Origin of the sequence: Pseudomonas sp. WPR_5_2, from assembly GCF_003634475.1 — a bacterium.
GTDB lineage: Bacteria > Pseudomonadota > Gammaproteobacteria > Pseudomonadales > Pseudomonadaceae > Aquipseudomonas > Aquipseudomonas izuensis.
Map to the genome: position 1 here is coordinate 121,755 of NZ_RBLA01000002.1, position 23,974 is coordinate 145,728.

A 23,974-nucleotide genomic window follows, 5' to 3' on the forward strand; every position below is an offset into this window, starting at 1 on the left:
GCCCCAACAGGCAGTGGAGAACTCAAATCGGACAAGTCTCAGGCCCATTATTCAGCCCTTGCTTGTAGGTGTGGCTTTGCAGGCTGGCCTTGCCGTTATGCCAGGTCAGGGTCAGCACATACAGCGAATCGTAATCATTGGATTCCCAATCCTCGGTGATGGTCTGCTTCTCACCGACGGCGTCCCCGGCGACCTTGTTGATCAGCTCCGGCAGGTAGCCGTGGGACCAGGCGGTGTAGATCACCGAGTTGTGATACTTGTCATGCAGCAGTTCCTCGGCCAGGTCGCTGGTGTCGTTGGCCGAGAAATTGATATTCACCGGCAAGCCGAGCTTGATCGCACTGGGGCTGATGGTCATCAACGGGCGGATGTAGCTGTAGGAATTGTTTAGCTCGCCTTCCTCGACATTGCGTGTCGGGTTGGCGGCAAACACATAGTCGGCCTTGCCGAATTTTTCCGGCAGCAGGGTCGCCAGGTCGATGGCGCGGTTCAGGCCCTGGCAATTGAGCTGGCCCAGGCCGCCGGCAGGCTTTTCAGCGTGGCGCAGGAACACCAGCGTCTGCGTGCCGTCCGCCGGTTGAGCGCGGCTTTCGCGGGCCTCCAGCAACATGAACAACGCACCCGCTGCCAGCAGGGCGGGCAGGAATATAAAGGCGCGGTGTTTGAAGCGATTGGCGAGTTTCAGAAAGTTCGTCATCGAAAATGGGTTCTTCAGCGTATTGGGTGAAGGCTGACAATCCTTTATACCGCGAATTTCCTGCGTCGGGTGTTTTCCATGTCGTTTAAGCCAGTCCGTTTATAACGGACAGTGCTCAGAGTCCCCTGAGGCCCATTTGGTTCGATTCCGGCCACGGGGCGCAGCAATGTACCGGTAACCTTAAACAGGTGCGTGTAAAGGTTATCGACAGGATGTTGCGAAATTGTGGACACAATACACTGTCTGGTGCATCAGAGCGCTGTGATCTCCTTTGATCTTGACCATCAACGGTATTGATGGCGCCACGCGTCACACCCCGCACCATCTGCATTATGATCGACATTCTCAATTTTCCCGTGGACCCATCCCCATGACCGATTTGTCTGCATTCCCCATCACCAAAAAATGGCCGGCCCGGTATCCGGAGTGGATTCAGCTGTACTCCTTGCCGACCCCCAACGGCGTCAAGGTCTCGATCATGCTCGAAGAGATCGGCCTGCCATACGAGCCACACCGCGTAGGGTTCGACACCAACGATCAGATGTCTCCCGAATTCCTGTCGTTGAATCCCAACAACAAGATCCCGGCCATCCTCGATCCGCACGGCCCGGATGACCAACCGCTACCGTTGTTCGAGTCCGGGGCGATTCTGATTTATCTGGCCGACAAGAGCGGGCAACTGCTGGCCCAGGAGTCGGCGGCACGTTATGAAACCATCCAGTGGCTGATGTTCCAGATGGGCGGGATCGGCCCGATGTTCGGCCAGCTCGGCTTTTTCAACAAATTTGCCGGCAAGGACTACGAAGACAAGCGTCCCCGTGACCGCTACGTCGAAGAAAGCAGGCGCCTGCTGGCTGTCCTTGATAAACGCCTGGAAGGCCGGGACTGGATCATGGGCGAGCGCTACACCATTGCCGATATCGCCACCTTTCCGTGGGTGCGCAACCTGATCGGCTTCTATGAGGCCGGCGATCTGGTGGGTATCCATAATTTCCCTAACGTCACCCGGGTGCTGGAGCGCTTCCTGGCGCGGCCGGCGGTGAAGCGCGGGCTGGAAATCCCGAACCCCGTCTCCAACTAATCACTACCCCCTGTGGGAGCGGGCTTGCCCGCGATGAAGTCGGCATATCCAACATCTATGTTGAATGTACCGCCGCCATCGCGGGCAAGCCCGCTCCCACAGGGTTTTGAGTACATATAATCTCCGATTTTCAGGATTTGCCCATGTCCAGCCAGTTCCCCGAAGCACGTCCACGCCGTCTGCGCCGCAATGCGAGCCTGCGCAGCCTGTTCCAGGAAACCGAGTTCAGCCTGAACGATCTGGTCCTGCCGATCTTCGTCGAAGAAGAGATCGACGACTTCGTGCCGATCAAAAGCATGCCCGGGGTGATGCGCATTCCGGAATCGAAACTGGCCGGTGAAATCGAGCGTTATGCCCGGGCCGGGATCAAGTCGGTGATGACCTTCGGCGTGTCCCATCACCTGGACAGCAATGGCAGCGACACCTGGCGCGAAGACGGTCTGGTGTCGCGTATGTCGCGCATTGCCAAGGACGCGGTGCCGGACATGATCGTCATGTCCGACACCTGTTTCTGTGAATACACCGATCACGGCCATTGCGGCGTGCTGCACAACCATGAAGTGGATAACGACCAGACCCTGATCAACCTTGGCAAGCAAGCCGTAGCGGCGGCCCGCGCCGGTGCCGACGTGATTGCGCCGTCGGCGGCGATGGACGGCCAGGTCCGGGCCATCCGCCGGGCACTGGATGAGGCCGGTTTCACCCAGACGGCGATCATGGCCTACTCGACCAAATTCGCTTCGGCGCTCTATGGCCCGTTCCGCGAAGCCGGGGGCAGCGCGCTCAAGGGCGACCGCAAAAGCTATCAAATGAACCCGATGAACCGCCGCGAGGCGGTGCGCGAATCGTTGCTGGACGAACAGGAAGGCGCCGATGCGCTGATGGTCAAGCCGGCAGGTGCCTACCTGGACATCATCCGCGACATCCGCGAAGCCTCGCGCCTGCCCCTGTCGGCGTATCAGGTCAGCGGCGAGTACGCGATGATCAAGTTCGCCGCGCAGGCGGGGGCCATCGACGAAGAGCGCGTGGTGCGCGAAAGCCTGGGGGCGATCAAGCGGGCGGGGGCGGATCTGATCTTTACCTACTTTGCGATGGACCTGGCCCTGGCCGGGATCTAAAACCAGCCAACAGCCCCTGTGGGAGCGGGCTTGCCCGCGATGAGGCCAGCCTGTTCAACATTTATGTTGAATCTACCGCCGCCATCGCGGGCAAGCCCGCTCCCACAGGGGGGGGTGTGATGGTTTCAGGATTTGCCAAAAAACGGCCTGATCCCGTGATGGCTGAAATACCGCTCGATCACCTTCGGATCCGAGCACGTTTCGGCTATCGCCACATACGTATCCGGCCGCAACAGGTAAAAGCCGTTTCGCCCCAGGCCTGCCGTTTCGAACGCCGGTCGCCAGTCAAACACATGCAGCTGCAAATGATGTTCGTTGCACCAGGCGATCATCTCGTCGCTGGTGTCGCCATACACATGCACTTGCCAGGTCGGACATTTCAGCGATTCGAAATTGTCCCCCTCGCCATCGTGCGCCCAGGGCAAGCGGTCGCCGCCGTGAACGTGCCCGGCCACGCCCGTGCTCAAGGGCATCCCTCGGTAGTTCAGGGTGATCTGCGACACCGTGCGAAAGAGAAATTCGCGGGACGTTTCGAACGAGGCCATTTTCGGCAGCAGGAACGGCGCAAGGCGTGTGCGCAGCAGGTCGGCCATGCGCCCTTCGGCGGTGACGAAGGTGAAGACCCGGTCGGTGGTGGCCACCAGTTTGCGGGCGAACGCGATGCGTTCGGCTTCATAGGTGGCGAGCAGTCGGGCCTCGGCGCCGCCGCTCAATACGGCCGCGAGTTTCCAGGCCAGGTTGATCGCATCGCCAATCCCGGTGTTCATGCCCTGACCACCGGCGGGGCTGTGCACATGGGCGGCGTCGCCGAGTAAAAATGCGCGCCCGGTGCGGAAATGATTCGCCACCCGATGATGCACGCGGTAGGTGGAGAACCAGTTCAGTTGCTCGATCTTCACCTGCATATGGCCGATGGCCCGGCTGCTGACGTCCTCGAATCGCAGGGTTTCGGCGTGTTCGGCGCGTTCGTCACGGACCGTACCAATCAAGCGTGCACGACCTTCGCCGGCCAACGGGAACACGGCGAGAAAATCCGCTTCATCGAGATCCACGTGCAGTTCGCCATTGAACGCCGGCCCGCTGGCCTGGACATCGGCGACATAGAAAATCTGCTGATAGGTGCCACCGGGGAATCCGGTGTCCAGGGCCTTGCGCACAATCGACCGGGCACCGTCGCAGCCGGCCAGGTAACAGGCCTGGCAGGTTTCCTGCTGGCCATCGGGCAGGCGCAGGGTGGCGGTGATGCTGTCACCGGTTTCATCGAACCCGAGCAGTTCGGTGTTGCGCTCTACCGTAATGCCGAAGGTTTCGAGGCGGTCGATCAGCAGGCGCTCGTGCTCGTCCTGTGGATAAATTTCGAGGAACGCGTAGGGCGTCAGGCCTTCGCCGACCCGGTTCAGGGGCAAGCGGGCCACGGGCTCGCCCTTGACCCAGAAATTGGCTGCCGCCACGCGATGGCCGTTCTTGACGACGGCGTCGGCGAGGTCGAGCTGTCGATACAGCTCCAGTGTCCGCGCCTGAACCGCCAGCGCTCGGGAGGTGGTGCCGGGCGTCGAGGTTTTGTCGATAATCCGCACGCGAATACCCAGTCTGCTCAGCCACAGTGCCAGTACCAGCCCGGTCGGGCCGGCACCGATGATCAACACGTCGCTACGATGCATGTGCCTGTCCTCCTCACTGAGTGGAGCAAGTATGGTCCAAACAGGCCGGGCAGCCAGACCGTGTGTCCAACGACCTCCTGTGGGAGATTCCATGATCTGAGCGGCAGAGATCCCCTGTGGGAGCGAGCCTGCTCGCGAAGAGGCCCTCACATCCAATATCCATGCTGACTGACCCACCGCTTTCGCGAGCAGGCTCGCTCCCACAGGGTTCGTGTCAGGGTTGAGGAACAGCGCATCGTCGCGACGGTCATAGCCATCACCCTGCCATCGGCCTTATGGTTGACCCGGCTTTACCGACTTCCTGGAGCAACATGCAAGCCCATCGTTTGATCATGAGCATCGCCGCCTTGCTGGTGCTGGCCGGATGCGGCAGCCAACAGACCCGGGAGCCACCGGTGCGCACACCCGCCGAGGTCAAGGCGCAAATCGTGCGCCTGCTGCCGGCTCAAGCCGTTGACCGCCAAGGCTGGGCCACGGACATCTACGCCGCGTTTGCCGCACAGAACATTGCGCCCACCACGCAAAACCTCTGTGCGGTACTGGCCGTCACCGAGCAGGAGTCGACCTTCCAGGCCGATCCGCCCGTACCGGGCCTGGGCAAGATTGCCCGTGACGAGATCGACCGCCGGGCGGCCAAGGCGCACATTCCCGGCCTGTTGGTCAGCGGCGCGTTGCAGGTGCGTTCGCCCACTGGCAAAAGCTACAGCGACCGGCTCAATGCAGCGCGCAGCGAAAAGGAACTGAGCGCGATTTTCGACGACTTCATCGGCATGGTGCCGATGGGCAAGACCCTGTTTGCAGGCTTCAATCCGGTGCATACCGGCGGACCGATGCAGGTCAGCATCGACTTCGCCGAGCAGCACGCGAAGGACTATCCCTACCCGGTGGACAGCTCGATCCGCCGTGAAGTCTTTACCCGCCGTGGCGGCCTGTATTTCGGCATCGCGCATTTGCTCGGTTACCCGGTGAGCTACCCACAGCCACTGTATCGCTTCGCTGATTTCAACGCCGGCTGGTACGCCAGCCGCAATGCCGCGTTCCAGAATGCCGTGAGCCGGGCTTCAGGTATCCCGCTGGCGCTGGATGGTGATCTGGTCCGCTATGACTCGATCATGCCCGGCACCACGGAAAGGGCCGTGCGCACCCTCGGCCAGCAATTGGGTATGCGCAATCCGACGATCAGGGATCAACTGGAGGAGGGCAACACGCTGGCGTTCGAAAACACCCGGCTCTACCAGCGGGTGTTCGCGTTGGCCGAACAGGCCGAAGGCCGGCCATTGCCCCGTGAGGTGCTGCCGGGGATCGTGCTGCAAAGCCCGAAAATCACCCGCAAACTCACCACGGCGTGGTTTGCCAAACGGGTGGACGAGCGTTACCAGCGCTGTATGGCGCGCTGAAATGTCGGGAAGAAAACGAAAAAAGCCCGGCTGATCAGGCCGGGCTTTTTGGGTGCTGCGATGTAGCGATTCAGTCAAGCGACGCGGTTGCCTTGCAGGTGATCGGAGCCATCGGCGGCGACACGGTTGCCCTGCAGGTGGTCGGAGCCATCGGCAGCGACAAGGTTGCCTTGCAGGTGATCCGAGCCATCGGCAGCGACACGGTTGCCTTGCAGGTGATCGGAACCATCGGCAGCGACGCGGTTACCCTGCAGGTGATCGGAGCCATCGGCGGCGACACGGTTGCCTTGCAGGTGATCGGAGCCATCAGCCGCCACAGCGCGTTTTTCGAGCAGGCGATCAGAGCCACCTTCTGCCACACGGCTTTCGATCAGGCGATCAGAGCCACCTTCAGCCACACGATGTTCGATCAGGCGATCCGAGCCGCCTTCAGCGACTACAGGTTGAGCCGAAGTCGCGGCGAAAGCGTTCACTGCGAAAACCGAGAAAGCGATGCTGAGGAGGGTCTGGCGTTTCATGATCGTGTGCTCCGGGGTGTAATGGGTTGGTATGGAGCAGATGTTACGCCGCAGGATTTTTAAGAGAACTTCATTGACGTGATGGTGAACATCGATGTTATCGATAGGGCGATCGTCCTACCTGTTGTGAGACTGATGATGCAGTCGTCGGACGAACGCGGCGCGATCGGTGGCGGCTTCTACACTGGATAGCTGGCGCGAGTCATCGCAAGGAGGTGTGCATGTATCAGCTCTATGGTTATCAAAACTCCGGCGCCGCGGCGATCGAGGCGGCGCTTGTGCTTTGCAGGGTTCCCTTTCGCTTCATCGATGTCGAGTCATCTGCCGAGGCCGCCCAGGATTTACGCAAGCTCAATCCACTCAAGCAGATCCCGACACTGCAATTGCCTGACGGCAGCATCCTCACCGAGAGTGCGGCCATCCTGATTCATTTGGGGCTGACATTTCCCGAGTCGAACCTGCTGCCGAAAAAACCTGCCGACCGCGATCAGGCGATACGGGGCATGGTCTATATCGTGAGCAATTGTTATGCCGCCATCGGCGTCATCGATTTTCCGGAACGCTGGCTGGCCGAAGCGGATGAAGCTTCGCGGCAAAACCTGATCGCTGGCAGTCGCGCGCGGCTGCACTGGAGTTGGGAAGTGTTTGCCGATCAGTTTTCGGCAGAGCTGTACCTGGACGACGAGACACCTGGCGCGCTGGACGTGCTGGCGGCGGTGATATCGCGCTGGGCGGGAAGCCGGGAGCATCTGCGCAGTACCCGGCCGGGGTTTTACGCCTGGCTGGAGCGCATCGACCGCCACCCCACACTGGCGCCGGTTTTCGCCCGGCACTGGCCGGCCTGAACCACACACACCTTGTGGGAGCGAGCCTGCTCGCGAAGGCGGTAAGTCAGTCAAAGCATGCATTGGCTGACACTCCGTCTTCGCGAGCAGGCTCGCTCCCACAGGGAATATGCGGTGAGTTTTAGTCATTCTCCGCGAATGTACTGTTCCAACTGCTGGATCAGCTCAGCCTGCTCGGCGATGGCTTCCTTGACCAGGTCACCGATCGACAGCAAGCCGATCAACTTGCCGTCTTCCACCACCGGCAGGTGACGCAGGCGCCTGTCCGACATGATGCCCAGGCAGGTGTCGACGGTCTGGTGCGTGTCCACGGTGATCACCGGCGACACCATGATGTCGCGCACCGGCGTGCCCACCGAAGAACGTCCGTGCAGCACCAGTTTGCGCGCGTAATCCCGTTCACTGATGATGCCCAGTACCTGGTCGTTCTCCACCACCAGCAAGGCGCCAACGTTTTTTTCGGCCATCTTCATCAGCGCTTCGAGCACCATGTGATCGGGTTTGATCTGGTGCACTTCCTGGTTTTTCTGATCTTTCAACTTGAGCAGTTGCGCGACGGTTTTCATGGCGGTTTTCCGGGTGTTGTCGTTGTCCTTGAAGAATCGTAGACCCAAGCGCGCAGGGCAAGGGCGAAAGCGGCAGATAACACGCAAAAAACGCCATTTGGCGGATTTTCTTTGATAAACCCCGATCACGAATACACCACGAACCCTGTGGGAGCTGGCAAGTCGAATCGTCGCACCGCAGCTCCCACAGGGTTCTACAGTGCCTGCTGAATGACGCGTAGAATCAACATCCTGAATCAAAACCGAGGTTTGCAGTGGTGGATTTACCCCAGGGCTTCGTCCTGACCCGGCATTGGCGCGATACCCCGGCGGGTACGGAAGTCGAGTTCTGGCTGGCGACCGACGGCGGTCCCCGGCGCCTCCGCCTGCCTTATCAGCCGTCGGTGGCGTTCATTCCGGCCAGCCAGCGCGAGCAGGCCGAGGCCTTGTTGCATGACGAAAAAAACGTCGAGCTGCGCCCCTTGGCCTTGCAGGATTTCGAACATCGCCCGGTGCTCGGCCTGTATTGCCGGCAGCACGGGCAGTTGATGCGTCTGGAAATCGCACTGCGTCGGTCCGGTGTCGAGGTGTACGAAGCTGACGTGCGCCCGCCGGAACGCTACCTGATGGAGCGTTTCATCACCGCACCGGTGCGCTTTGACGGCACGCCAGGGCCCGAGGGCCTGTTGCTCGATGCGCAGATGAAACCCGATCCCGATTACCGGCCGAAACTCAGGCTGGTGTCCCTGGATATCGAAACCACCGCCCAGGGCGAGTTGTATTCCATTGCCCTGGAAGGGTGTGGCGAGCGCCAGGTGTACATGCTCGGCCCGGCTAATGGCGACGACAGTGCGGTGGATTTCCTGCTCGAATACTGCGAGTCGCGAACGCTGCTGCTGAAAAGGCTCAACGACTGGTTCGCCCGACATGACCCCGATGCCATCATCGGCTGGAACCTCGTGCAGTTCGACCTGCGGGTGCTGCACAAACACGCCCGGCAACTGGGCGTACCGCTCAAGCTCGGGCGTGGCGGCGAGGAAATGCAGTGGCGTGAACACGGCAACGGCAACCATTATTTCGCTAGCGCTGCCGGCCGGCTGATCATCGACGGCATCGAGGCCCTGCGTTCGGCGACCTGGAGTTTCCCGTCGTTCAGCCTGGAAAACGTCGCGCAAACCCTGTTGGGCGAAGGCAAGGCCATCGACAACCCGTACCAGCGCATGGACGAAATCAACCGCATGTTCGCCGAGGACAAGCCGGCACTGGCCAAATACAACCTCAAGGACTGCGAGTTGGTCACACGGATTTTCGCCAGGACCGAGCTGCTGACGTTTCTACTGGAACGGGCCAGTGTCACCGGTTTGCCGGCCGACCGCATGGGCGGCTCGGTGGCGGCGTTCACCCATCTCTACATGCCGTTGATGCACCGCCAGGGCTTCGTCGCACCGAACCTGGGCGGCAAACCTGCGCAAGCGAGCCCCGGTGGTTTTGTCATGGACTCGCAACCGGGGCTGTATGAGTCGGTGCTGGTGTTCGACTACAAAAGCCTTTATCCCTCGATCATCCGCACCTTTCTCATCGATCCGGTGGGCCTGATTGAAGGGCTCAAACATCCCGATGACGCCGACTCGGTGCCGGGCTTTCGCGGTGCGCGATTTTCCCGCACCCGGCATTGCCTGCCGTCCATCGTCGCCCGCGTCGCCGAAGGCCGGGAAACCGCCAAGCGCGAGCACAACGCGCCGTTGTCCCAGGCGCTGAAGATCATCATGAACGCGTTCTACGGCGTGCTCGGTTCCAGCGGTTGTCGCTTTTTCGATACGCGGCTGGCGTCGTCCATTACCTTGCGCGGCCACGAGATCATGCTGCGCACCCGTCAGTTGATCGAAGCCCAGGGCCACACGGTGATTTACGGCGACACCGACTCGACCTTCGTCTGGCTGCGTCGCGCCCACGGCCAGCAGGAAGCCGCGCAGATCGGCCGCGCGCTGGTGGATCACGTCAACCAGTGGTGGCGCGAGCACCTGCGTAAAGAGTATGGCCTGGAGAGCGCGCTGGAGTTGCAATACGAAACCCACTACAAGCGGTTCCTGATGCCGACCATTCGCGGTGCGGAGGAGGGCAGCAAGAAGCGTTACGCGGGGTTGGTCACCCGTGCCGACGGCAGTGAGGAGATGGTCTATAAAGGCCTGGAAACCGTGCGTACCGACTGGTCGCCGCTGGCCCGGCAATTCCAGCAGGAGCTTTACCTGCGCATCTTCCAGCGCAAGCCCTATCAAGACTATGTGCGCGACTACGTGAGCAAAACCCTGGGCGGCGAGTTCGATGACCGCCTGATTTACCGCAAGCGCCTGCGCCGCACCCTCGACGACTATCAGCGCAACGTCCCGCCCCACGTGCGGGCAGCGCGCATCGCCGACGATTACAACGACCGCCAGGGCCGCCCGCGGCAGTACCAGAACGGTGGCTGGATCAGCTACGTGATCACCGTCGCGGGCCCCGAGCCGCTGGAAATCCGCAGCGCGCCCATCGATTACGACCACTACATCACCCGGCAATTGCAGCCTGTGGCGGATGCGATCCTGCCGTTCGTCGACGACGATTTCTCAACGCTGATTGGGGGGCAACTGGGCCTGTTTTGAGTCCAGCAGCGACAGCGTCCAGTCGTCCAGGATGCCGTGGAAGTACTGGTTCAGGGCTTGATGAAACGGGCTGTCTTCGGCCGCGACCTGGGCGAACAGGGTCATCGACGAATGAAATTTCAGGTCGTCCGGATGGCCGAAAATCGCCGCTACCGAACGCTGCCGGATGTTCAGCACTTCCTGGGTGCAGGTACGCAACCGGGCGCCCAGCAGAGGGTGATCAAGGTAAGCCTGCGCCTCTTCCCGGGAGCGGATCGCGAAGCGTCGGGACATTTCGCTGTCACCCAACCCGGCAAATTGCGGAAAGACGAACCACATCCAGTGGCTGCGCTTGTGACCGGCGTTCAGTTCGGCCTGAACCCGGTCGAACACCGGGCCCTGCGCCTGGATGAAGCGTTGCAGGTTGAAGGCGTCCGGTGGATCGGTGCTTCTCATGACGAAGCCCTCTGACAGCGTAATGGTTTAGACCATGGCCAGCCGCTGCTTGCGTTTGGGCGCGTGAAACGCTTGGTCCAGCGCCTCCAGATCCCCGGCTTCAAGCTGCAGCCCGGCAGCCTGGGCGTTGAGTCGCACATGCGCAGGAAGGACCGCCTTGGGGATGGCGATCACCCCCTTCTGGCGCAGCAGCCAGGCCAGCGACACCTGCGCAGGCGTCACGCCATGACGGGCCGCCACCTGCTTGAGCGTAGCATTGGCCAGCATCTGCCCGCCCTGACCGATCGGACAGTAGGCCATGACGGGCATCCTGTGCTGCTGGCACCAAGGCACTAAATCAAATTCTATCCCGCGCTCCTCCAGGTTGTAGAGCACCTGATTGGTGGCGCAGGCCGGGGTGTTCAGTTCCTGCAAATCATCGACGTCGAAATTGGACACGCCCCAACGGCCGATCTTGCCGGCTTCGCGCAGGCGTTCGAAGGCTTCGACGGTTTCCTCCAGCGGATACTGGCCGCGCCAATGCAGCAGGTAGAGATCGATGTAATCGGTGTTCAATCGACGCAGGCTGCGTTCGCAGGCTTGGGGAATGCCTTTGCGGCTGGCGTTGTGCGGGTAGACCTTGCTGACCAGGAAAATCTTCTCGCGCTGGCCGGCGATGGCTTCACCCACCACTTCCTCGGCGCCACCTTCGGCATACATTTCGGCGGTGTCGATCAGGGTCATGCCCAGTTCGATGCCCAATCGCAATGCCGCGACTTCGTCGGCCTGCCGGGAGCGGTCTTCGCCCATTTGCCAGGTGCCTTGGCCGATGACGGGCACTTCGGTGCCGGCCAGTTGCGTGGTGCGCATGTTTAACTCCTTTTGATCCTTACTCCGGTTGGCATCAGGATAGCCCCTCGGGTTCCATCCTGGCGGCCTTATAGCCGACCTGGCTGTACCCAACCCCTTGTAGGAGCGAGCCTGCTCGCGAAGGCATTGTGTCAGGCACTTCATGTGTTGGCAGGCACTCCCTCTTCGCGAGCAGGCTCGCTCCCACATGGGTATTGGAGTTAAGGCATAAAGATAGATCGCATCGATATAAGTGGTTATAAGAAAAATCGCTATGCTGCGGGCCAGATTTCCTCTGTGGTCTATGTGGACGTATCAATGGATTTAGTGAATATCGGGTTGGTTGTCGCCGGGCTGGTCGTCGGCTTCATCGTCGGCATGACGGGCGTGGGTGGCGGGTCGTTGATGACGCCCATCCTGCTATGGTTTGGCATCAACCCGGCGACGGCGGTCGGCACCGATTTGCTGTACGCGGCCATCACCAAGTCCAGTGGCGTGCTGGTCCACAGAAAGAACAACAACATCGACTGGGCAATCACCGGTTGGCTGACCCTTGGCAGTGTGCCGGCGGTGGCGATGACGTTGTGGTTCCTGAGCAGTTTGCACTCGGCTCCCGAAGCGATGAACGCGATCATCAAGCAGGCCCTGGGCTTCGTCCTGTTCGCCACGGCACTGGCGATCCTGTTCAAGAAGCGCCTGCTCGATTTCGCCCACAAACGCGCCGGCGGCAGCTACAAGCCGAGCGGTACACGGCTCAATGTACTGACCGTAATCACCGGCCTGGTCCTGGGCACCATGGTGGCGCTGACCTCCATCGGCGCCGGCGCCCTGGGCACTGTGGCGTTGTTCATTCTTTATCCGCTGCTGCCGACCCGCCGCCTGGTGGGTACGGAAATCGCCCACGCCGTGCCCCTGACGCTGGTCGCCGGTCTTGGCCACGCGAGCATGGGCAACATGGATTGGCACGTACTGGGTTACTTGCTGGTGGGTTCGCTGCCGGGGATTTACCTGGGCAGCCACCTGACCGGGCGCCTCTCCGATGAGCTGTTGCGCCCGTGCCTGGCGACGATGCTGGTATTGATCGGTTACAAACTGGCGTTCTGACTGAACGGGCTGCGCCAGCTTCATTCGCGGGTGAAGATTTCCAGCAGATGCCCGTCCGGGTCATCGAAATACACCCGCCGCCCCCCTGCGTAATCATTGACCTGCTTCGGCCGCTGTTTGCCAGGGTCGGCCCACCACGGCTGTCCGCGTGCCTGCAGGCGCGCGAAGGCCCGGTCGAAATCGTCGTCACCCAGTAAAAACGCATAGTGCTGCGAGGCGATCGGCGGATCGTTGTCGTAGAAGTCCAGCGACACCTGGTTGTCGAACCTGACGATCAGCATCGGTCCGAAGGGCTCGGGGGCGGGCAGGCCGAGGAGTTCGACCAGGAAATGTGCCGACCGGTGCTTGTCGCGGCACCAGACGATGGTGTGGTTCAACTGCGCGCTCATGCAGGGGCCCTCACGGCGGATCAACCCGCTCTTTGCCTGTTTTCAGATTAGCCCAGGCTGTTGCGCAATGACCGCCCTGACCTAAGCTTGGGGCAAGGCGGACACATTTGCGAAGCGTCACCGGAACGAACGCCGCAATGCGCAATCATTAGAGCGTGAATATCAAAAGGAGATGCGCATGCTCATCAGGTCACTGACCCTGGCTACCCTGCTGGCTGTCGCCGGCCCCCTGTTCGCCAACGATGGCGACTCCCCTCTGGATATCGACAGGGGCAGGGCTCGACCACTGATTGTCATCGCGCCGAGCACCGTTGATCCCGTCTGGGTGAACCTGAAGAAATCCCTGGAAGATCCCACCAACAAACAGGGTGTCGCCGAGCGCAACATCAGGGTCTACAGCGTGTTGAACATGTCTGGCCAGCTCGACGGCAAGGACATGGGCCAGCAGGACACCATGGCGCTGATCCGCGCGCTGAAACTCGGTGCCGGGGCGTTGCCGAAAGTGATTCTGGTGGGTAAGGACGGCGAGAAGAAACTCGAAAGCTCGGGGGAGGAATCGAAGTCGGTCGACCTGAAAAAAATCTTCGACACCGTCGACGCCTTGCCGGCGGCCGAGAAGGAAGCAGCCGCGCCCGCGCCACCACCGGTGGCCGCCGAGCCGGCCGCTGACAAGGGTGCCAAAGGGGCCAAAGGTACGAAAAATGGCAAACCGGCCAAGCCGGCCAAGCCGCCGGAAATGCCGGATGATTGACCTGTGGGAGCGAGCCTGCTCGCGATAGCGGTGTTGCAGGAGAGGGTTTGTCGCCTGTTATGGCCTCTTCGCGAGCAGGCTCGCTCCCACAGGTAAGGGAAGGGAGGCAGATTACTTGCTCAGTGCACTCAGGATCGTATGAGCCACTTTCACTCGCTCGGCGTTCGGGTAGTTCCTGTTCGCCAATATCACGATGCCGATGTCTTTCGACGGCACATACGCGACATAAGCACCGAACCCGCCGGTCGAGCCGGTTTTGTTGAAGAGTACGTTGTCCGTTTGAGGCCGGGACGGGTTCAGCCACTGGACCTTGTGGGCCTCCATGGCCATGGGCGTCGAATTGCCGGCGAGCAGCGTTTCGAGGGTGACCGGAAAGCGGTAGGCCTCCCAGCCCAGGCCCTGGGTCATGTCGCCGACGGTGTAGTAACCGGTGTGGGTGGCGGCGATGGCCTGCTGCAAGGGTTTTTCCAGCGTCAACGGATTCATGTTGGCCTCGACGTAGCGAAGCATGTCTGCGGCGCTGGTTTTCACCCCGTAGGCCTCGGAATCCAGCGCCCCTGGGCCGACCCGCACCGGCTGGTCATCCTTGCTGTAGCCTTGGGCATACAGCGCTATTTGATCCGGCGGCACTTTGAGGAAGGTGTGCTTCAGCCCGAGTTTCGGCAGCAGGGTTTTTTCCATGACGTCGTCAAAGGACGCGCCCATGCTTTGGGCCGCCAGATACCCGAACAGCCCCAGGCTCGGGTTTGAGTATTGTCGATAGGTACCGGCCGGATAAACCGGTTTCCACTGCTTGAAATAGCCCAGCATCTTGTCCGGCGCATCGGCCGAATCCGGAAACTGCAACGGCAGGCCACCGGCGCTGTAGGTGCCGAGTTGCAGCACGCTGATGTTGTCGAACGCGCTGCCGCGCAGTTGCGGCAGAACGCTGCTGGCCTTGTCGGATAACGACAACTTGCCGCTGGCCACGGCGTAGGCGGCGAGGGTCGTCGTGAAGGTTTTGCTCACCGAACCGATTTCGAACAGGGTATTTTCGTTGACAGCGGTGCCGGTTTCTTTCGAGGCGACACCGTAGTTAAAGTAATGCGCCTGGCCGTTGACGGTGATGGCAATCGCCATGCCGGGGATTTGCTGTTGTTGCATCACCGGTTTGATCGCCGCGTTGACGATGCTTTCCATAGGATCGTCCGCCATACACTGGCTGGCGCCGAGAAAAAGTAGGAAAGCACTGTAGGACGCGAGCTTGTTCGATTTTTTAACAAACATGACGGATTCACTTCCTTGAGTTGACAGGGTGTTCACCGCTGCACAATGAGCGGCTTTTCAATTCGGGCCACGGTTGGGCGAAGGCAAATCTATGCAGTCTTTTGAGGCTGAACAACCGATGATATTTTGCACGAGCCATTAGAAAAATTTTGGGGTGGTCATGATTCGGCCGCAATTACCGCTCAACGCACTGCGGGCCTTCGAGGCCTCGGCGCGGCACTTGAGTTTCACACGGGCAGCGGTGGAATTGTGTGTTACGCAGGCGGCCGTAAGTCATCAGGTCAAAAGCCTTGAGTCGCAACTGGGTGTGACCCTGTTCAAACGCCTGCCTCGCGGGCTGATGCTGACCCGTGAAGGGGAAACCCTGTTGCCGGTTTTACGTGAGTGTTTCGATCGTATTGCCGAAACGCTGGAGTGTTTTCAGGGCGGGCATTTTCGTGAAGTGTTGACGGTCGGGGCGGTGGGGACCTTCGCGGTGGGATGGTTGTTGCCGCGACTGGAGGACTTCCGGGCGAAACATCCGTTCATAGATTTGCGCCTTTCGACTAACAACAATCGCGTGGATGTCGCCGCCGAAGGGCTGGATTACGCCATTCGTTTTGGTGCGGGGGCGTGGCATGGCATTGAGGCGGTGCGGGTGATCGAGGCGCCGCTGTCGGTGTTGTGTGTGCCAGAAATTGCCCGGCAACTGAAATCCCCTACCGACCTTTTGCGGCAGACGCTGTTGCGCTCGTATCGCACGGACGAGTGGCCCGAATGGTTCCAGGTTGCCGGCCTTTCGAGCCCGGCGGCAGTGCCGGCGAGCATTGTGTTCGACTCGTCACTGGCAATGATGGAGGCTGCACTGCAAGGTGCGGGCATGGCATTGGCGCCGCCACTGATGTTTTCGCGGCAACTGGCGGCGGGTGCGATCGAGCAGCCGTTTGCGATTCATATCACCACCGGCAGTTATTGGTTGACCCGTTTGCAGTCGCGCGCCGAAACGTCGGCGATGACGGCGTTCAAGGGCTGGTTGCTGCAAGCGGCGCAGGTGAGTGGACAGATCTGACACCTGTGGGAGCGAGCCTGCTCGCGAAGGCATTTTGTCAGTCGCATTGATGCTGAATGTGCCGACGCTTTCGCGAGCAGGCTCGCTCCCACAGGGATTTGCGGTGTTTTTGATCTAGCGCACCAGGCACGGCCGCTTGTTATCGAACTTCCAGCCCGGAATCAGAAACTGCATTGCCACGCTGTCATCCCGCGCTCCCAGGCCCATGCCTTTGTACAGTTCATGGGCCTTGGCGACCTGATCCATGTCCAGTTCGACCCCCAGTCCCGGTTTCTTCGGCACCTGCACGCAGCCGTCGACAATCTGCAGCGGGGCCTTGGTCAGGCGCTGGCCGTCCTGCCAGATCCAGTGGGTGTCGATGGCGGTGATTTCGCCCGGTGCGGCGGCCGCGACATGGGTGAACATCGCCAGGGAAATGTCGAAGTGGTTGTTGGAATGCGAGCCCCAGGTCAGGCCCCATTCGTGGCACATCTGCGCGACCCGCACCGAACCCTGCATGGTCCAGAAGTGCGGGTCGGCCAGCGGGATGTCCACCGATTGCAACTGGATCGCGTGACCCATTTCCCGCCAGTCGGTGGCGATCATGTTGGTCGCGGTTTTCAACCCGGTGGCGCGGCGGAATTCAGCCATGACTTCGCGGCCCGAGTACCCGTTTTCCGCACCGCAGGGGTCTTCGGCGTAAGCCAGTACATGATGTTGGTCGCGGCACAAGCGGATGGCTTCCTTGAGTGACCAGGCACCATTTGGGTCGAGGGTGATACGCGCCTCGGGAAAGCGTTCGGCCAGGGCCGTGACCGCTTCGATTTCCGCGTCGCCACTGAGCACGCCGCCCTTGAGCTTGAAGTCCTTGAAGCCATAGCGCGCGTGGGCGGCTTCTGCCAGGCGCACCACGGCCTCGGCGGTCATGGCCTTTTCGTGCCGTACGCGGAACCAGTCGTTGTCGGCGTCCGGTTCGCTGCGGTAGGCGAAGTCGGTGTCGTTGCGGTCGCCGACATAAAACAGATAACCCAGCATCTTCACTTCATCGCGCTGCTGGCCTTCACCGAGCAGGGCGGCGACCGGTACGTCCAGGTGCTGGCCGAGCAAATCGAGCAGCGCGGCTTCCAGGCCGGTGACGGCGTGAATGGTGATGCGCAGGTCGAAGGTCTGCAAACCGCGGCCGCCGGCATCGCGGTCGGCGAAGGTCTGGCGTACCTGATTGAGGATTTTCTGGTAGGTGCCGATCGGGCTGCCGACTACCAGGCTGCGGGCGTCTTCGAGGGTCTGGCGGATGCGTTCGCCACCCGGTACTTCGCCGACGCCGGTGTGGCCGGCGTTGTCCTTGAGGATCACGATGTTGCGGGTGAAAAACGGGCCATGGGCGCCGCTCAGGTTGAGCAGCATGCCATCGTGGCCGGCCACCGGCACAATCTGCATGCTGGTGATGATCGGGGCCTTGGCGGTTTCGTGTGCGGTCATTTTTCTTGTCCTTCTCAAAAACAATATTCAGGCGGTATGGCTCGCGGGTTTGCCCGCGGCAATGACGGGGGCAGTCTTGGGTGTGTTGCGGGCGGCGAAAACGATGATCGCGGCGATGATCGAGGTTGCGGCCAGGCCGTACAGCCCACCCTGGATCGACCCGGTACGTTCTTCCAGCAGGCCGAACGTGGTCGGTGCGACGAAACCGCCGAGGTTGCCCACCGAGTTGATCAGCGCGATGACACCCGCGGCGATGCGTGCATCCAGATAGGCCTGGGGAATCGGCCAGAACAGCGACGACGCCGATTTGAAACCCAGCGCGGCAAAGCAGATCGCCACGAAGGCGAAGACCGGCCCGCCGGTGGTGGACATGAACATCCCGGCAGCGGCGATCAGCAGGGCGGCAGCGACCCAGGCTTGCTGGTGCTTCCATTTGGCCGACAGCGAAGCGAAGGCGTACATGCCGACAATCGACAGCAGCCACGGAATCGAGTTGAACATCCCGACCTGGAAGTCACTCAGGTCGCCCATCTTCTTGATGATGCTCGGCAGCCAGAAGGTCGCGGCGTAGATGGTCAGCTGGATGAAAAAGTAGATCACGCAGAAGAGGATGATCTGCCGGTCCTTGAGCAGTTTGCCCAGTGACGGTTTGACCGGCGTCGCGGCTTCGCGGGCCAGCTGTTCGTCGTCGATGGCCTTGACCAGTGCGTCCTGCTCGTCGCGGGTCAGCCATTTGGCGTCGTGGGGTTTGGAGTCCAGCCAGAACCAGACAAAGAAGCACAGGCCCACCGAGAACATGCCTTCGATGAAGTACATCCATTGCCATCCGTGCATGCCCAGGCCGTTGATTTGCAGGAGCAGACCGGACAAGGGACCGGAGATCAGCGAGGCTATCGCCGAGCCGCTGAGGAAAATCGCAATCGCCTTGCCACGCTCCGCGCCGGGCAGCCAGCGGGTGAAGTAGTAGATCACCCCGGGAAAGAAACCGGCTTCAGCCACGCCCAGGAGAAATCGCAGGATGTAGAAGTGGGTTTCGTTCTGTATGAACGCCATGCCCGCGGCCACCAGGCCCCAGGTCAGCATGATGCGGGTCAGCCAGAGGCGTGCGCCGACTTTTTGCAGAAGGATGTTGGAGGGCACTTCGAACAGCGCGTATCCGATGAAGAACAGGCCGGCACCGAGGCCGTAGGCGGCAGCGCCGATGCCCAGGTCGTGTTCCATGTGGGCGCGGACGAAGCCGATGTTCACCCGGTCGATGTAGTTGACGATGAACATGATGACGAACAGCGGCAAGACGTGACGTTTGACTTTCGAGATCGCGGACTTCAAGACCGAATCGGTGCCGTTGTCCATTGCGGAAATGGATGTATTCACTGCGTTTTCTCCCACTCGTTATTTTTATGCGGGGTGTGACAGGTGTGACGTTGTTGCTAGACATCATACAACTACATTTTTTCGCTCCGCAACCGCTTGCACCCAACAAAATCGCCATTGCTCAGAGATTTGTTATTCTATTTTTGATTTTTTGTGGCTCTAAAGTGGGGTGGTGTGCAGTGTTTGTTGAGTGTTGTCATACAAGTTGAGTGAGTATTTTCGAGATTCCAGACAAGCGCGGTGCTACGATTCCGATAGCTCCGCCTTTGGATGATCGCCATGCAAGAAGACCTCGACGCACCTGCCCGCAAACGCAGCCACAATCTGGCCCACGATCTGGTGGCCAAGCTGACCCAGAGCATCCTGCTGGGGCAGATGCGGCCCGGCGACAAGCTGCCGTCGGAGAACACGATCGTTCAGGAGCACGGCGTGAGCCGCACCGTGGTGCGCGAGGCAATCTCCAAATTGCAGGCCTCGGGGTTGGTGGAAACCCGTCACGGCATTGGCACCTTTGTGCTGGAGCGCGCGCCGGAGCAGGGGTTGCGGCTGAATGTCGATACCGCGCTGGGGGTGCGCAGCATTCTGGAGTTGCGCATGGGCCTGGAAACCCAGGCGGCGGCGCTGGCGGCGATCCGTCGTACCGAGCGGCAATTGGCGCAGATGCGTGAAGCGCTCGACGATTATCAAAACCTGCTGGCCAACAACGACAGCTGCGTCGAGGCTGACCGGCGCTTTCATCTACTGATAGCCGAAGCCACCGGCAATGTGTGCTTCACCGAAATCATGCAGCACCTGGGCAGCGCCATGATTCCGCGCACCCGGGTCAACGCGGCCGAACGTGGCGCGGTGGATTTGAGCAAGCTGGGTCAGTTGGCCAATCTGGAACACGAGGCGATTCTCAACGCCATCAAGCGCCAGGACCCGGACGCGGCGCGGGCGGCGATGTGGCTGCATTTGACCAATAGCCGGGACCGGTTTTCACCCAGCTGATTGCGGCAACACCGCAAATCCCCCTGTGGGAGCGAGCCTGCTCGCGATGGCGGTGTGTCAGGCTGCTTCAATGTTGAATGTGCCGGCCTAATCGCGAGCAGGCTCGCTCCCACAAGGGATTTTCATTGTTCAGGCGCGCGCCACCTGAACCACCGGCCGCCGCTCCAGATTCAATGCCAGCACACTGATCAACACCACCATCGCGCCGACCGCCACCATCAAGGTCGGCTGCTCACCCAGCCCCACGGACGCAATCATCATCGCCACCGGCGGCACCAGGTACAGCGTCATCGTCGCCCGGCTCAGGTCCACATGGGCCAGCACATACGCCCACGCCAGATAAGCCAGGGCACTGGGGAAAATCCCCAGGGCAACCACCGCGAACTGCACGCGCAATGGGGCATTGGCGACTTGATCCACCAGCCCCGGCAGGAAAATCAGCAGCAACGCCGTCCCGGACCAGACCGTGTAGCACACCAGCGTCAGGCCGTCGTAACGCCCGGTGTGATGTTTTTGCAGGGCAAAGTAAAGGCTCCAGGACAGCGCCGCCAACAGGATCAACACGCCATGGGTGTCGATGCTGTCCAGGCCATGATCGCCCGCCACCACAATCACCACGCCGATCAATCCCAGGATCACGCAACCCCAGCGCCACAGGCTTACCCGGTCCTTGAACACAAAACGCGCCAGCAAGGTGCTGAACAATGGCGTCGACTGCGCCAGCACACTCGACGCACCGGCACTGACACCCTGTTGGCCGACATTGATTGCCACGTGATGCAGGCTCACTGCGAAGAAACCTAGCGCCATCAGCAGTGGCATGTCGCGAAGGTTGGGCAGGCGAATGCCCCTGATCACCGCGACCACCGCCATGAACAGCGACGCCAGCAGAAAGCGCAACAACGCCAGGTGCACAGGGTCGTAGGCCTGCAAGCCGATGTGGATGCCGGTCGGGGAATATCCCCAGCAGACCACGACAAAGGCCATGGCCAGGAAGATTTTCAAGGAAGAGGCGGGGGAGGGCGTGAGTACATTCATGGTCGTGCACCGAGAGGCAGGTGCAGTGAGTATCAGAACCCTGATCGCTCGCTACAACTGACTTATACTGCGCAAACCGTTCACTTTGAGTGATGTATATGGAGCTGGCACAGATCCGCATGTTCAAGACCGTGGCCGAGGTTGGCAGCATTGCCCGTGCGGCCGAGTTGCTGCATTGCGTCCCATCGAACATCACCGCCCGGATCAAGGCGCTCGAAGCGGAGTTGGGGGTCGCGTTGTTTCTGCGTGAGGGGCGCGGCCTGCGCATCAGTCCGTCGGGCCAGACCTTTTTGGCCTACGCCTCGAAAATTCTCGCGCTGACCGCCGAAGCCAAGCGCGCGGTGGATCCCTCCGCCGAACCGTCCGGATCGTTGCGCATTGGTGCCATCGAGTCTTCGGCGACCGGTCGCCTGCCGCGCTTGCTGGCGAAATTCCACAAGCGCTTCCCGGCGGTGGCGCTGGAGCTGACCACCGGCACCTGGGGCCAGTTGCTGGATGACACGCTGAGCCATCGGCTCGACGGCGCCATCGTCGCGGTGGATGTCGAGCGCTCCCACCTCAAGCGCACACCGATGTACCGCGAAGACCTGCTGCTGATTGCCTCGACGTCACTGGGGCCGGTGCGCGACATGGCGGATTTGCACGACAAAACCGTGTTCATGTGGCCCCAGGGCTGTCCGTATCGGGCGGCGCTGGAGCATTGGCTGTTGCGCCACGGCCAGGCGCTGCCGATTGTCAGCCTGGCCAGTTATGGTGCGATTGTCGGATGCGTCAGCGCCGGGGCCGGCGTGGCACTGGTGCCCAAGGGTGTGTTCGATCAATACGCCAAGGGGGCGGGGTGCGTGGGGTATGAGTTCCCGGAACTGACGGCCATCGACAACCTGTTCTACTGGCATGAAAACGCCGGGGTGCACCCGGCGCGGGAGGCGTTTGTGGCGATGTTGCGCGAAGAGTTCGCCTGAGCACGAAATACCCTGTAGGAGCTGGATTGCCAGCGAAGACGGCCTCAACGGCAATGCCTATCTGAAGGACCTCATCGCTGGCAAGCCAGCTCCTACAGATCTGCGGGACGATCACCTGCCGCTGTGGCAACGACGGCCGGTGCCGATTTCGTCTATACCTGATCTTCAGATCCCCCTCGAAGGCTGGTTCTGACATGGCTTTACCCGCCGCCTCACCCTGGAGCCCGTTGCGTCAGAAAACCTTCCGCTGGCTGTGGCTGGCCAGTGTCGCCTCCAACATCGGCACCTGGATGCACGAAGTGGGGGCCGGCTGGCTGATGACCTCGCTGTCGGCCAGCCCAATGAACGTGGCGCTGGTGCAGGTGGCCGGTTCCCTGCCGATGTTTTTCCTGGCGCTCCCGGCCGGCGCCCTGGCCGACATCGTCGACAAGCGCCGCTACCTGCTTGGCGTACAACTCTGGATGGCTGCGGTGGCCGCGCTGCTCGCAGTGCTCACCCTGCTCGGGCTGACCACTGTGTGGCTGCTGCTGGCGCTGACGCTGTGCATGGGCATCGGCACTGCGCTGATGATGCCGGCCTGGAGCGCGACCACGCCGGAACTGGTGGGCAAGGACGAGCTTGCGGCGGCCGTGGCGCTGTCCAGCGTCGGCATCAACCTCGCGCGGGCGGTGGGGCCGGCCATTGCCGGGATGCTGGTCAGCCTGGTCGGCCCCTGGCTGACCTTCGCCCTCAATGCCGCCTCGTTCTTCGCCGTGATTGGTGTGCTTGCAGCCTGGAAGCGTGAGACCAGCCCGGCGGTGTTGCCGGCGGAGCGGCTGTTCGGCGCTTTGCGCGCCGGCTGGCGCTACAGTCGCAGTTCCCGACCGCTGCAGGCAGTGCTCGTACGCGCGTTCTCGTTCTTCCTCGGTGCCAGCGCCGGCATGTCGCTGCTACCGCTGATCGTACGTGGAGAAATGCACGGCAGCGCCACCGACTTCGGCCTACTGCTGGGCAGTGTCGGCGTTGGTGCCGTGGTCGGTGCCGCACTCCTGCCTCGCTTGCGCGAGCGGCTGGGCAGTGACCGTCTGGTGGTGCTGTCCAGCGCGCTTTACGCGCTGGTGCTGGTGGCCCTGGCGCTGCTGCGCCAGCTTTACGTGCTGGTCCCGGTGATGCTGCTCAGCGGCGCGGCCTGGATCGCCGTGCTGTCGAGCCTGCAGGTGGCGGCGCAAACTTCGGTGCCGGGCTGGGTGCGGGCGCGGGCGCTGGCGGTCTATATCCTCGTGTTCTTCGGCAGCATGGCCGGCGGCGGAGTCCTTTGGGGCCTGGTGGCAAGCCGCACGTCTATTCCCGTCGCGCTGCTGGGAGCCAGCGTCTTGCTGTTGCTGGGATTGCCCGCGGCCCTGCGCTTTCGCCTGCCGGTTACCGCGGCGGAAGACCTGGCGCCCTCGCTGCACTGGCCGGCACCCATCCTGGCCGAAGGCATGGACCGGGAGCGCGGTCCGGTGATGGTCACTCTGGAATACGACATCGAGCCCGCCCAGGCGCCGGACTTCCAGGCCGCTATGGCGCACGTGCACGGTATGCGTCGGCGCAACGGGGCGATTTCCTGGTATCTGGTGCAGGACAGCGAGAATCCGCGTCAGTGGCTGGAGTGTTTCGTCGACGAGTCCTGGCTGGAGCACCTGCGCCACCACCAGCGGGTCACGCGTGGTGAGTTGCGTATCGAAGCGGCAGCCCGGCAGTACCAGACCAGCGGAGTGGAGATCCGCATCCGTCACTACCTGCAGGGGGCCGCACACTGAAGGCACCTTGCCCCGGAGGGTTTATTGATCGGGATCTATGCTTGGTGAA

The 23,974-nt window shown here is 61.4% G+C and carries 22 protein-coding genes; 11 read left to right on the forward strand and 11 right to left on the reverse strand.

Annotated elements, in window-relative coordinates:
* Nucleotides 1–22 precede the first annotated feature (22 nt).
* Entirely contained in the window at nucleotides 23–697 is a 675-nt protein-coding gene (locus tag BJ917_RS09235; RefSeq protein WP_096509952.1) for a histidine phosphatase family protein, read from the reverse strand.
* Nucleotides 698–1,067: 370 nt separating this feature from the next.
* Here BJ917_RS09235 and BJ917_RS09240 point away from each other — a divergent pair, with 370 nt between their 5' ends.
* Together BJ917_RS09240 and hemB are read left to right on the forward strand one after the other, a co-directional pair.
* Nucleotides 1,068–1,778 (forward strand): glutathione binding-like protein, encoded by a 711-nt coding sequence (locus BJ917_RS09240; protein WP_096509953.1) that lies wholly within the window; start codon nucleotides 1,068–1,070, stop codon nucleotides 1,776–1,778.
* 143 nt (nucleotides 1,779–1,921) lie between these two features.
* Nucleotides 1,922–2,896 carry a porphobilinogen synthase gene (hemB, locus tag BJ917_RS09245; protein WP_121103169.1) on the forward strand — a complete coding sequence of 325 codons (975 nt, stop codon included), beginning with the start codon at nucleotides 1,922–1,924 and terminating at the stop codon, nucleotides 2,894–2,896.
* Nucleotides 2,897–3,021: 125 nt separating this feature from the next.
* On the opposite strand, the gene BJ917_RS09250 is transcribed toward hemB, so the two are convergent.
* Complete coding sequence (locus tag BJ917_RS09250) at nucleotides 3,022–4,557, reverse strand: FAD-dependent oxidoreductase (RefSeq protein WP_121103170.1); 1,536 nt, start codon at nucleotides 4,555–4,557, stop codon at nucleotides 3,022–3,024.
* 311 nt (nucleotides 4,558–4,868) lie between these two features.
* Here BJ917_RS09250 and BJ917_RS09255 point away from each other — a divergent pair, with 311 nt between their 5' ends.
* Nucleotides 4,869–5,954, forward strand: coding sequence for a DUF1615 domain-containing protein (locus tag BJ917_RS09255; protein ID WP_121103171.1), 1,086 nt, complete (start codon nucleotides 4,869–4,871; stop codon nucleotides 5,952–5,954).
* A 74-nt stretch (nucleotides 5,955–6,028) separates the two neighbouring features.
* Here the strand turns inward: BJ917_RS09255 and BJ917_RS09260 are convergent, their stop codons facing one another.
* Complete coding sequence (locus BJ917_RS09260; protein ID WP_121103172.1) at nucleotides 6,029–6,472, reverse strand: hypothetical protein; 444 nt, start codon at nucleotides 6,470–6,472, stop codon at nucleotides 6,029–6,031.
* 221 nt (nucleotides 6,473–6,693) lie between these two features.
* Between BJ917_RS09260 and BJ917_RS09265 the strand changes: the two genes are divergently transcribed.
* Nucleotides 6,694–7,317, forward strand: a complete 624-nt coding sequence (locus BJ917_RS09265; RefSeq protein WP_096509958.1) for a glutathione S-transferase family protein — start codon at nucleotides 6,694–6,696, stop codon at nucleotides 7,315–7,317.
* A 125-nt stretch (nucleotides 7,318–7,442) separates the two neighbouring features.
* On the opposite strand, the gene BJ917_RS09270 is transcribed toward BJ917_RS09265, so the two are convergent.
* Nucleotides 7,443–7,883, reverse strand: a complete 441-nt coding sequence (locus BJ917_RS09270; protein WP_096509959.1) for a CBS domain-containing protein — start codon at nucleotides 7,881–7,883, stop codon at nucleotides 7,443–7,445.
* A gap of 257 nt (nucleotides 7,884–8,140) precedes the next feature.
* Between BJ917_RS09270 and BJ917_RS09275 the strand changes: the two genes are divergently transcribed.
* Complete coding sequence (locus BJ917_RS09275) at nucleotides 8,141–10,501, forward strand: DNA polymerase II (RefSeq protein ID WP_121103496.1); 2,361 nt, start codon at nucleotides 8,141–8,143, stop codon at nucleotides 10,499–10,501.
* Here the strand turns inward: BJ917_RS09275 and BJ917_RS09280 are convergent.
* Both BJ917_RS09280 and BJ917_RS09285 read right to left on the reverse strand, forming a co-directional pair.
* The gene (locus BJ917_RS09280; RefSeq protein WP_096509960.1) at nucleotides 10,466–10,936 is read right to left on the reverse strand and encodes a DUF1810 domain-containing protein; all 471 of its coding nucleotides are present in this window, start codon (nucleotides 10,934–10,936) and stop codon (nucleotides 10,466–10,468) included. The two genes, BJ917_RS09275 and BJ917_RS09280, sit on opposite strands and share 36 nt — an antisense overlap.
* Before the next feature lie 27 nt (nucleotides 10,937–10,963).
* A complete protein-coding gene (locus BJ917_RS09285) occupies nucleotides 10,964–11,785 on the reverse strand; it encodes an aldo/keto reductase (RefSeq protein WP_096509961.1) in 822 nt (273 codons plus the stop codon).
* 297 nt (nucleotides 11,786–12,082) lie between these two features.
* On the opposite strand from BJ917_RS09285, the gene BJ917_RS09295 reads away from it, so the two are divergent.
* Complete coding sequence (locus BJ917_RS09295; protein WP_121103174.1) at nucleotides 12,083–12,868, forward strand: sulfite exporter TauE/SafE family protein; 786 nt, start codon at nucleotides 12,083–12,085, stop codon at nucleotides 12,866–12,868.
* Between the two features lie 20 nt (nucleotides 12,869–12,888).
* Here the strand turns inward: BJ917_RS09295 and BJ917_RS09300 are convergent, their stop codons facing one another.
* On the reverse strand, nucleotides 12,889–13,257 hold the full coding sequence (locus tag BJ917_RS09300; RefSeq protein ID WP_096509963.1) for a VOC family protein: 369 nt from the start codon (nucleotides 13,255–13,257) through the stop codon (nucleotides 12,889–12,891).
* A gap of 178 nt (nucleotides 13,258–13,435) precedes the next feature.
* On the opposite strand from BJ917_RS09300, the gene BJ917_RS09305 reads away from it, so the two are divergent.
* A complete protein-coding gene (locus BJ917_RS09305) occupies nucleotides 13,436–14,008 on the forward strand; it encodes a DUF4174 domain-containing protein (protein ID WP_096509964.1) in 573 nt (190 codons plus the stop codon).
* 111 nt (nucleotides 14,009–14,119) lie between these two features.
* Here the strand turns inward: BJ917_RS09305 and ampC are convergent, their stop codons facing one another.
* Entirely contained in the window at nucleotides 14,120–15,274 is a 1,155-nt protein-coding gene (gene ampC / locus BJ917_RS09310; protein WP_121103175.1) for a class C beta-lactamase, read from the reverse strand.
* Nucleotides 15,275–15,434: 160 nt separating this feature from the next.
* On the opposite strand from ampC, the gene BJ917_RS09315 reads away from it, so the two are divergent.
* Nucleotides 15,435–16,322, forward strand: a complete 888-nt coding sequence (locus BJ917_RS09315; protein ID WP_096509966.1) for a LysR family transcriptional regulator — start codon at nucleotides 15,435–15,437, stop codon at nucleotides 16,320–16,322.
* Nucleotides 16,323–16,436: 114 nt separating this feature from the next.
* Here BJ917_RS09315 and gudD read toward each other — a convergent pair whose 3' ends face one another.
* Both gudD and BJ917_RS09325 read right to left on the reverse strand, forming a co-directional pair.
* Nucleotides 16,437–17,780, reverse strand: a complete 1,344-nt coding sequence (gene gudD / locus BJ917_RS09320) for a glucarate dehydratase (RefSeq protein WP_121103176.1) — start codon at nucleotides 17,778–17,780, stop codon at nucleotides 16,437–16,439.
* 27 nt (nucleotides 17,781–17,807) lie between these two features.
* Nucleotides 17,808–19,154: an MFS transporter gene (locus BJ917_RS09325; protein WP_121103177.1), complete on the reverse strand. Its 1,347-nt coding sequence runs from the start codon at nucleotides 19,152–19,154 to the stop codon at nucleotides 17,808–17,810.
* A gap of 279 nt (nucleotides 19,155–19,433) precedes the next feature.
* Between BJ917_RS09325 and BJ917_RS09330 the strand changes: the two genes are divergently transcribed.
* Nucleotides 19,434–20,144, forward strand: coding sequence for a FadR/GntR family transcriptional regulator (locus BJ917_RS09330; RefSeq protein ID WP_121103178.1), 711 nt, complete (start codon nucleotides 19,434–19,436; stop codon nucleotides 20,142–20,144).
* Nucleotides 20,145–20,273: 129 nt separating this feature from the next.
* On the opposite strand, the gene BJ917_RS09340 is transcribed toward BJ917_RS09330, so the two are convergent.
* Nucleotides 20,274–21,182 carry a DMT family transporter gene (locus tag BJ917_RS09340; protein WP_096509970.1) on the reverse strand — a complete coding sequence of 303 codons (909 nt, stop codon included), beginning with the start codon at nucleotides 21,180–21,182 and terminating at the stop codon, nucleotides 20,274–20,276.
* Nucleotides 21,183–21,280: 98 nt separating this feature from the next.
* Between BJ917_RS09340 and BJ917_RS09345 the strand changes: the two genes are divergently transcribed.
* Together BJ917_RS09345 and BJ917_RS09350 are read left to right on the forward strand one after the other, a co-directional pair.
* A complete protein-coding gene (locus BJ917_RS09345) occupies nucleotides 21,281–22,144 on the forward strand; it encodes a LysR family transcriptional regulator (RefSeq protein ID WP_096509971.1) in 864 nt (287 codons plus the stop codon).
* Between the two features lie 194 nt (nucleotides 22,145–22,338).
* Entirely contained in the window at nucleotides 22,339–23,925 is a 1,587-nt protein-coding gene (locus tag BJ917_RS09350) for an MFS transporter (protein WP_121103179.1), read from the forward strand.
* The last annotated feature ends 49 nt before the right edge of the window (nucleotides 23,926–23,974 follow it).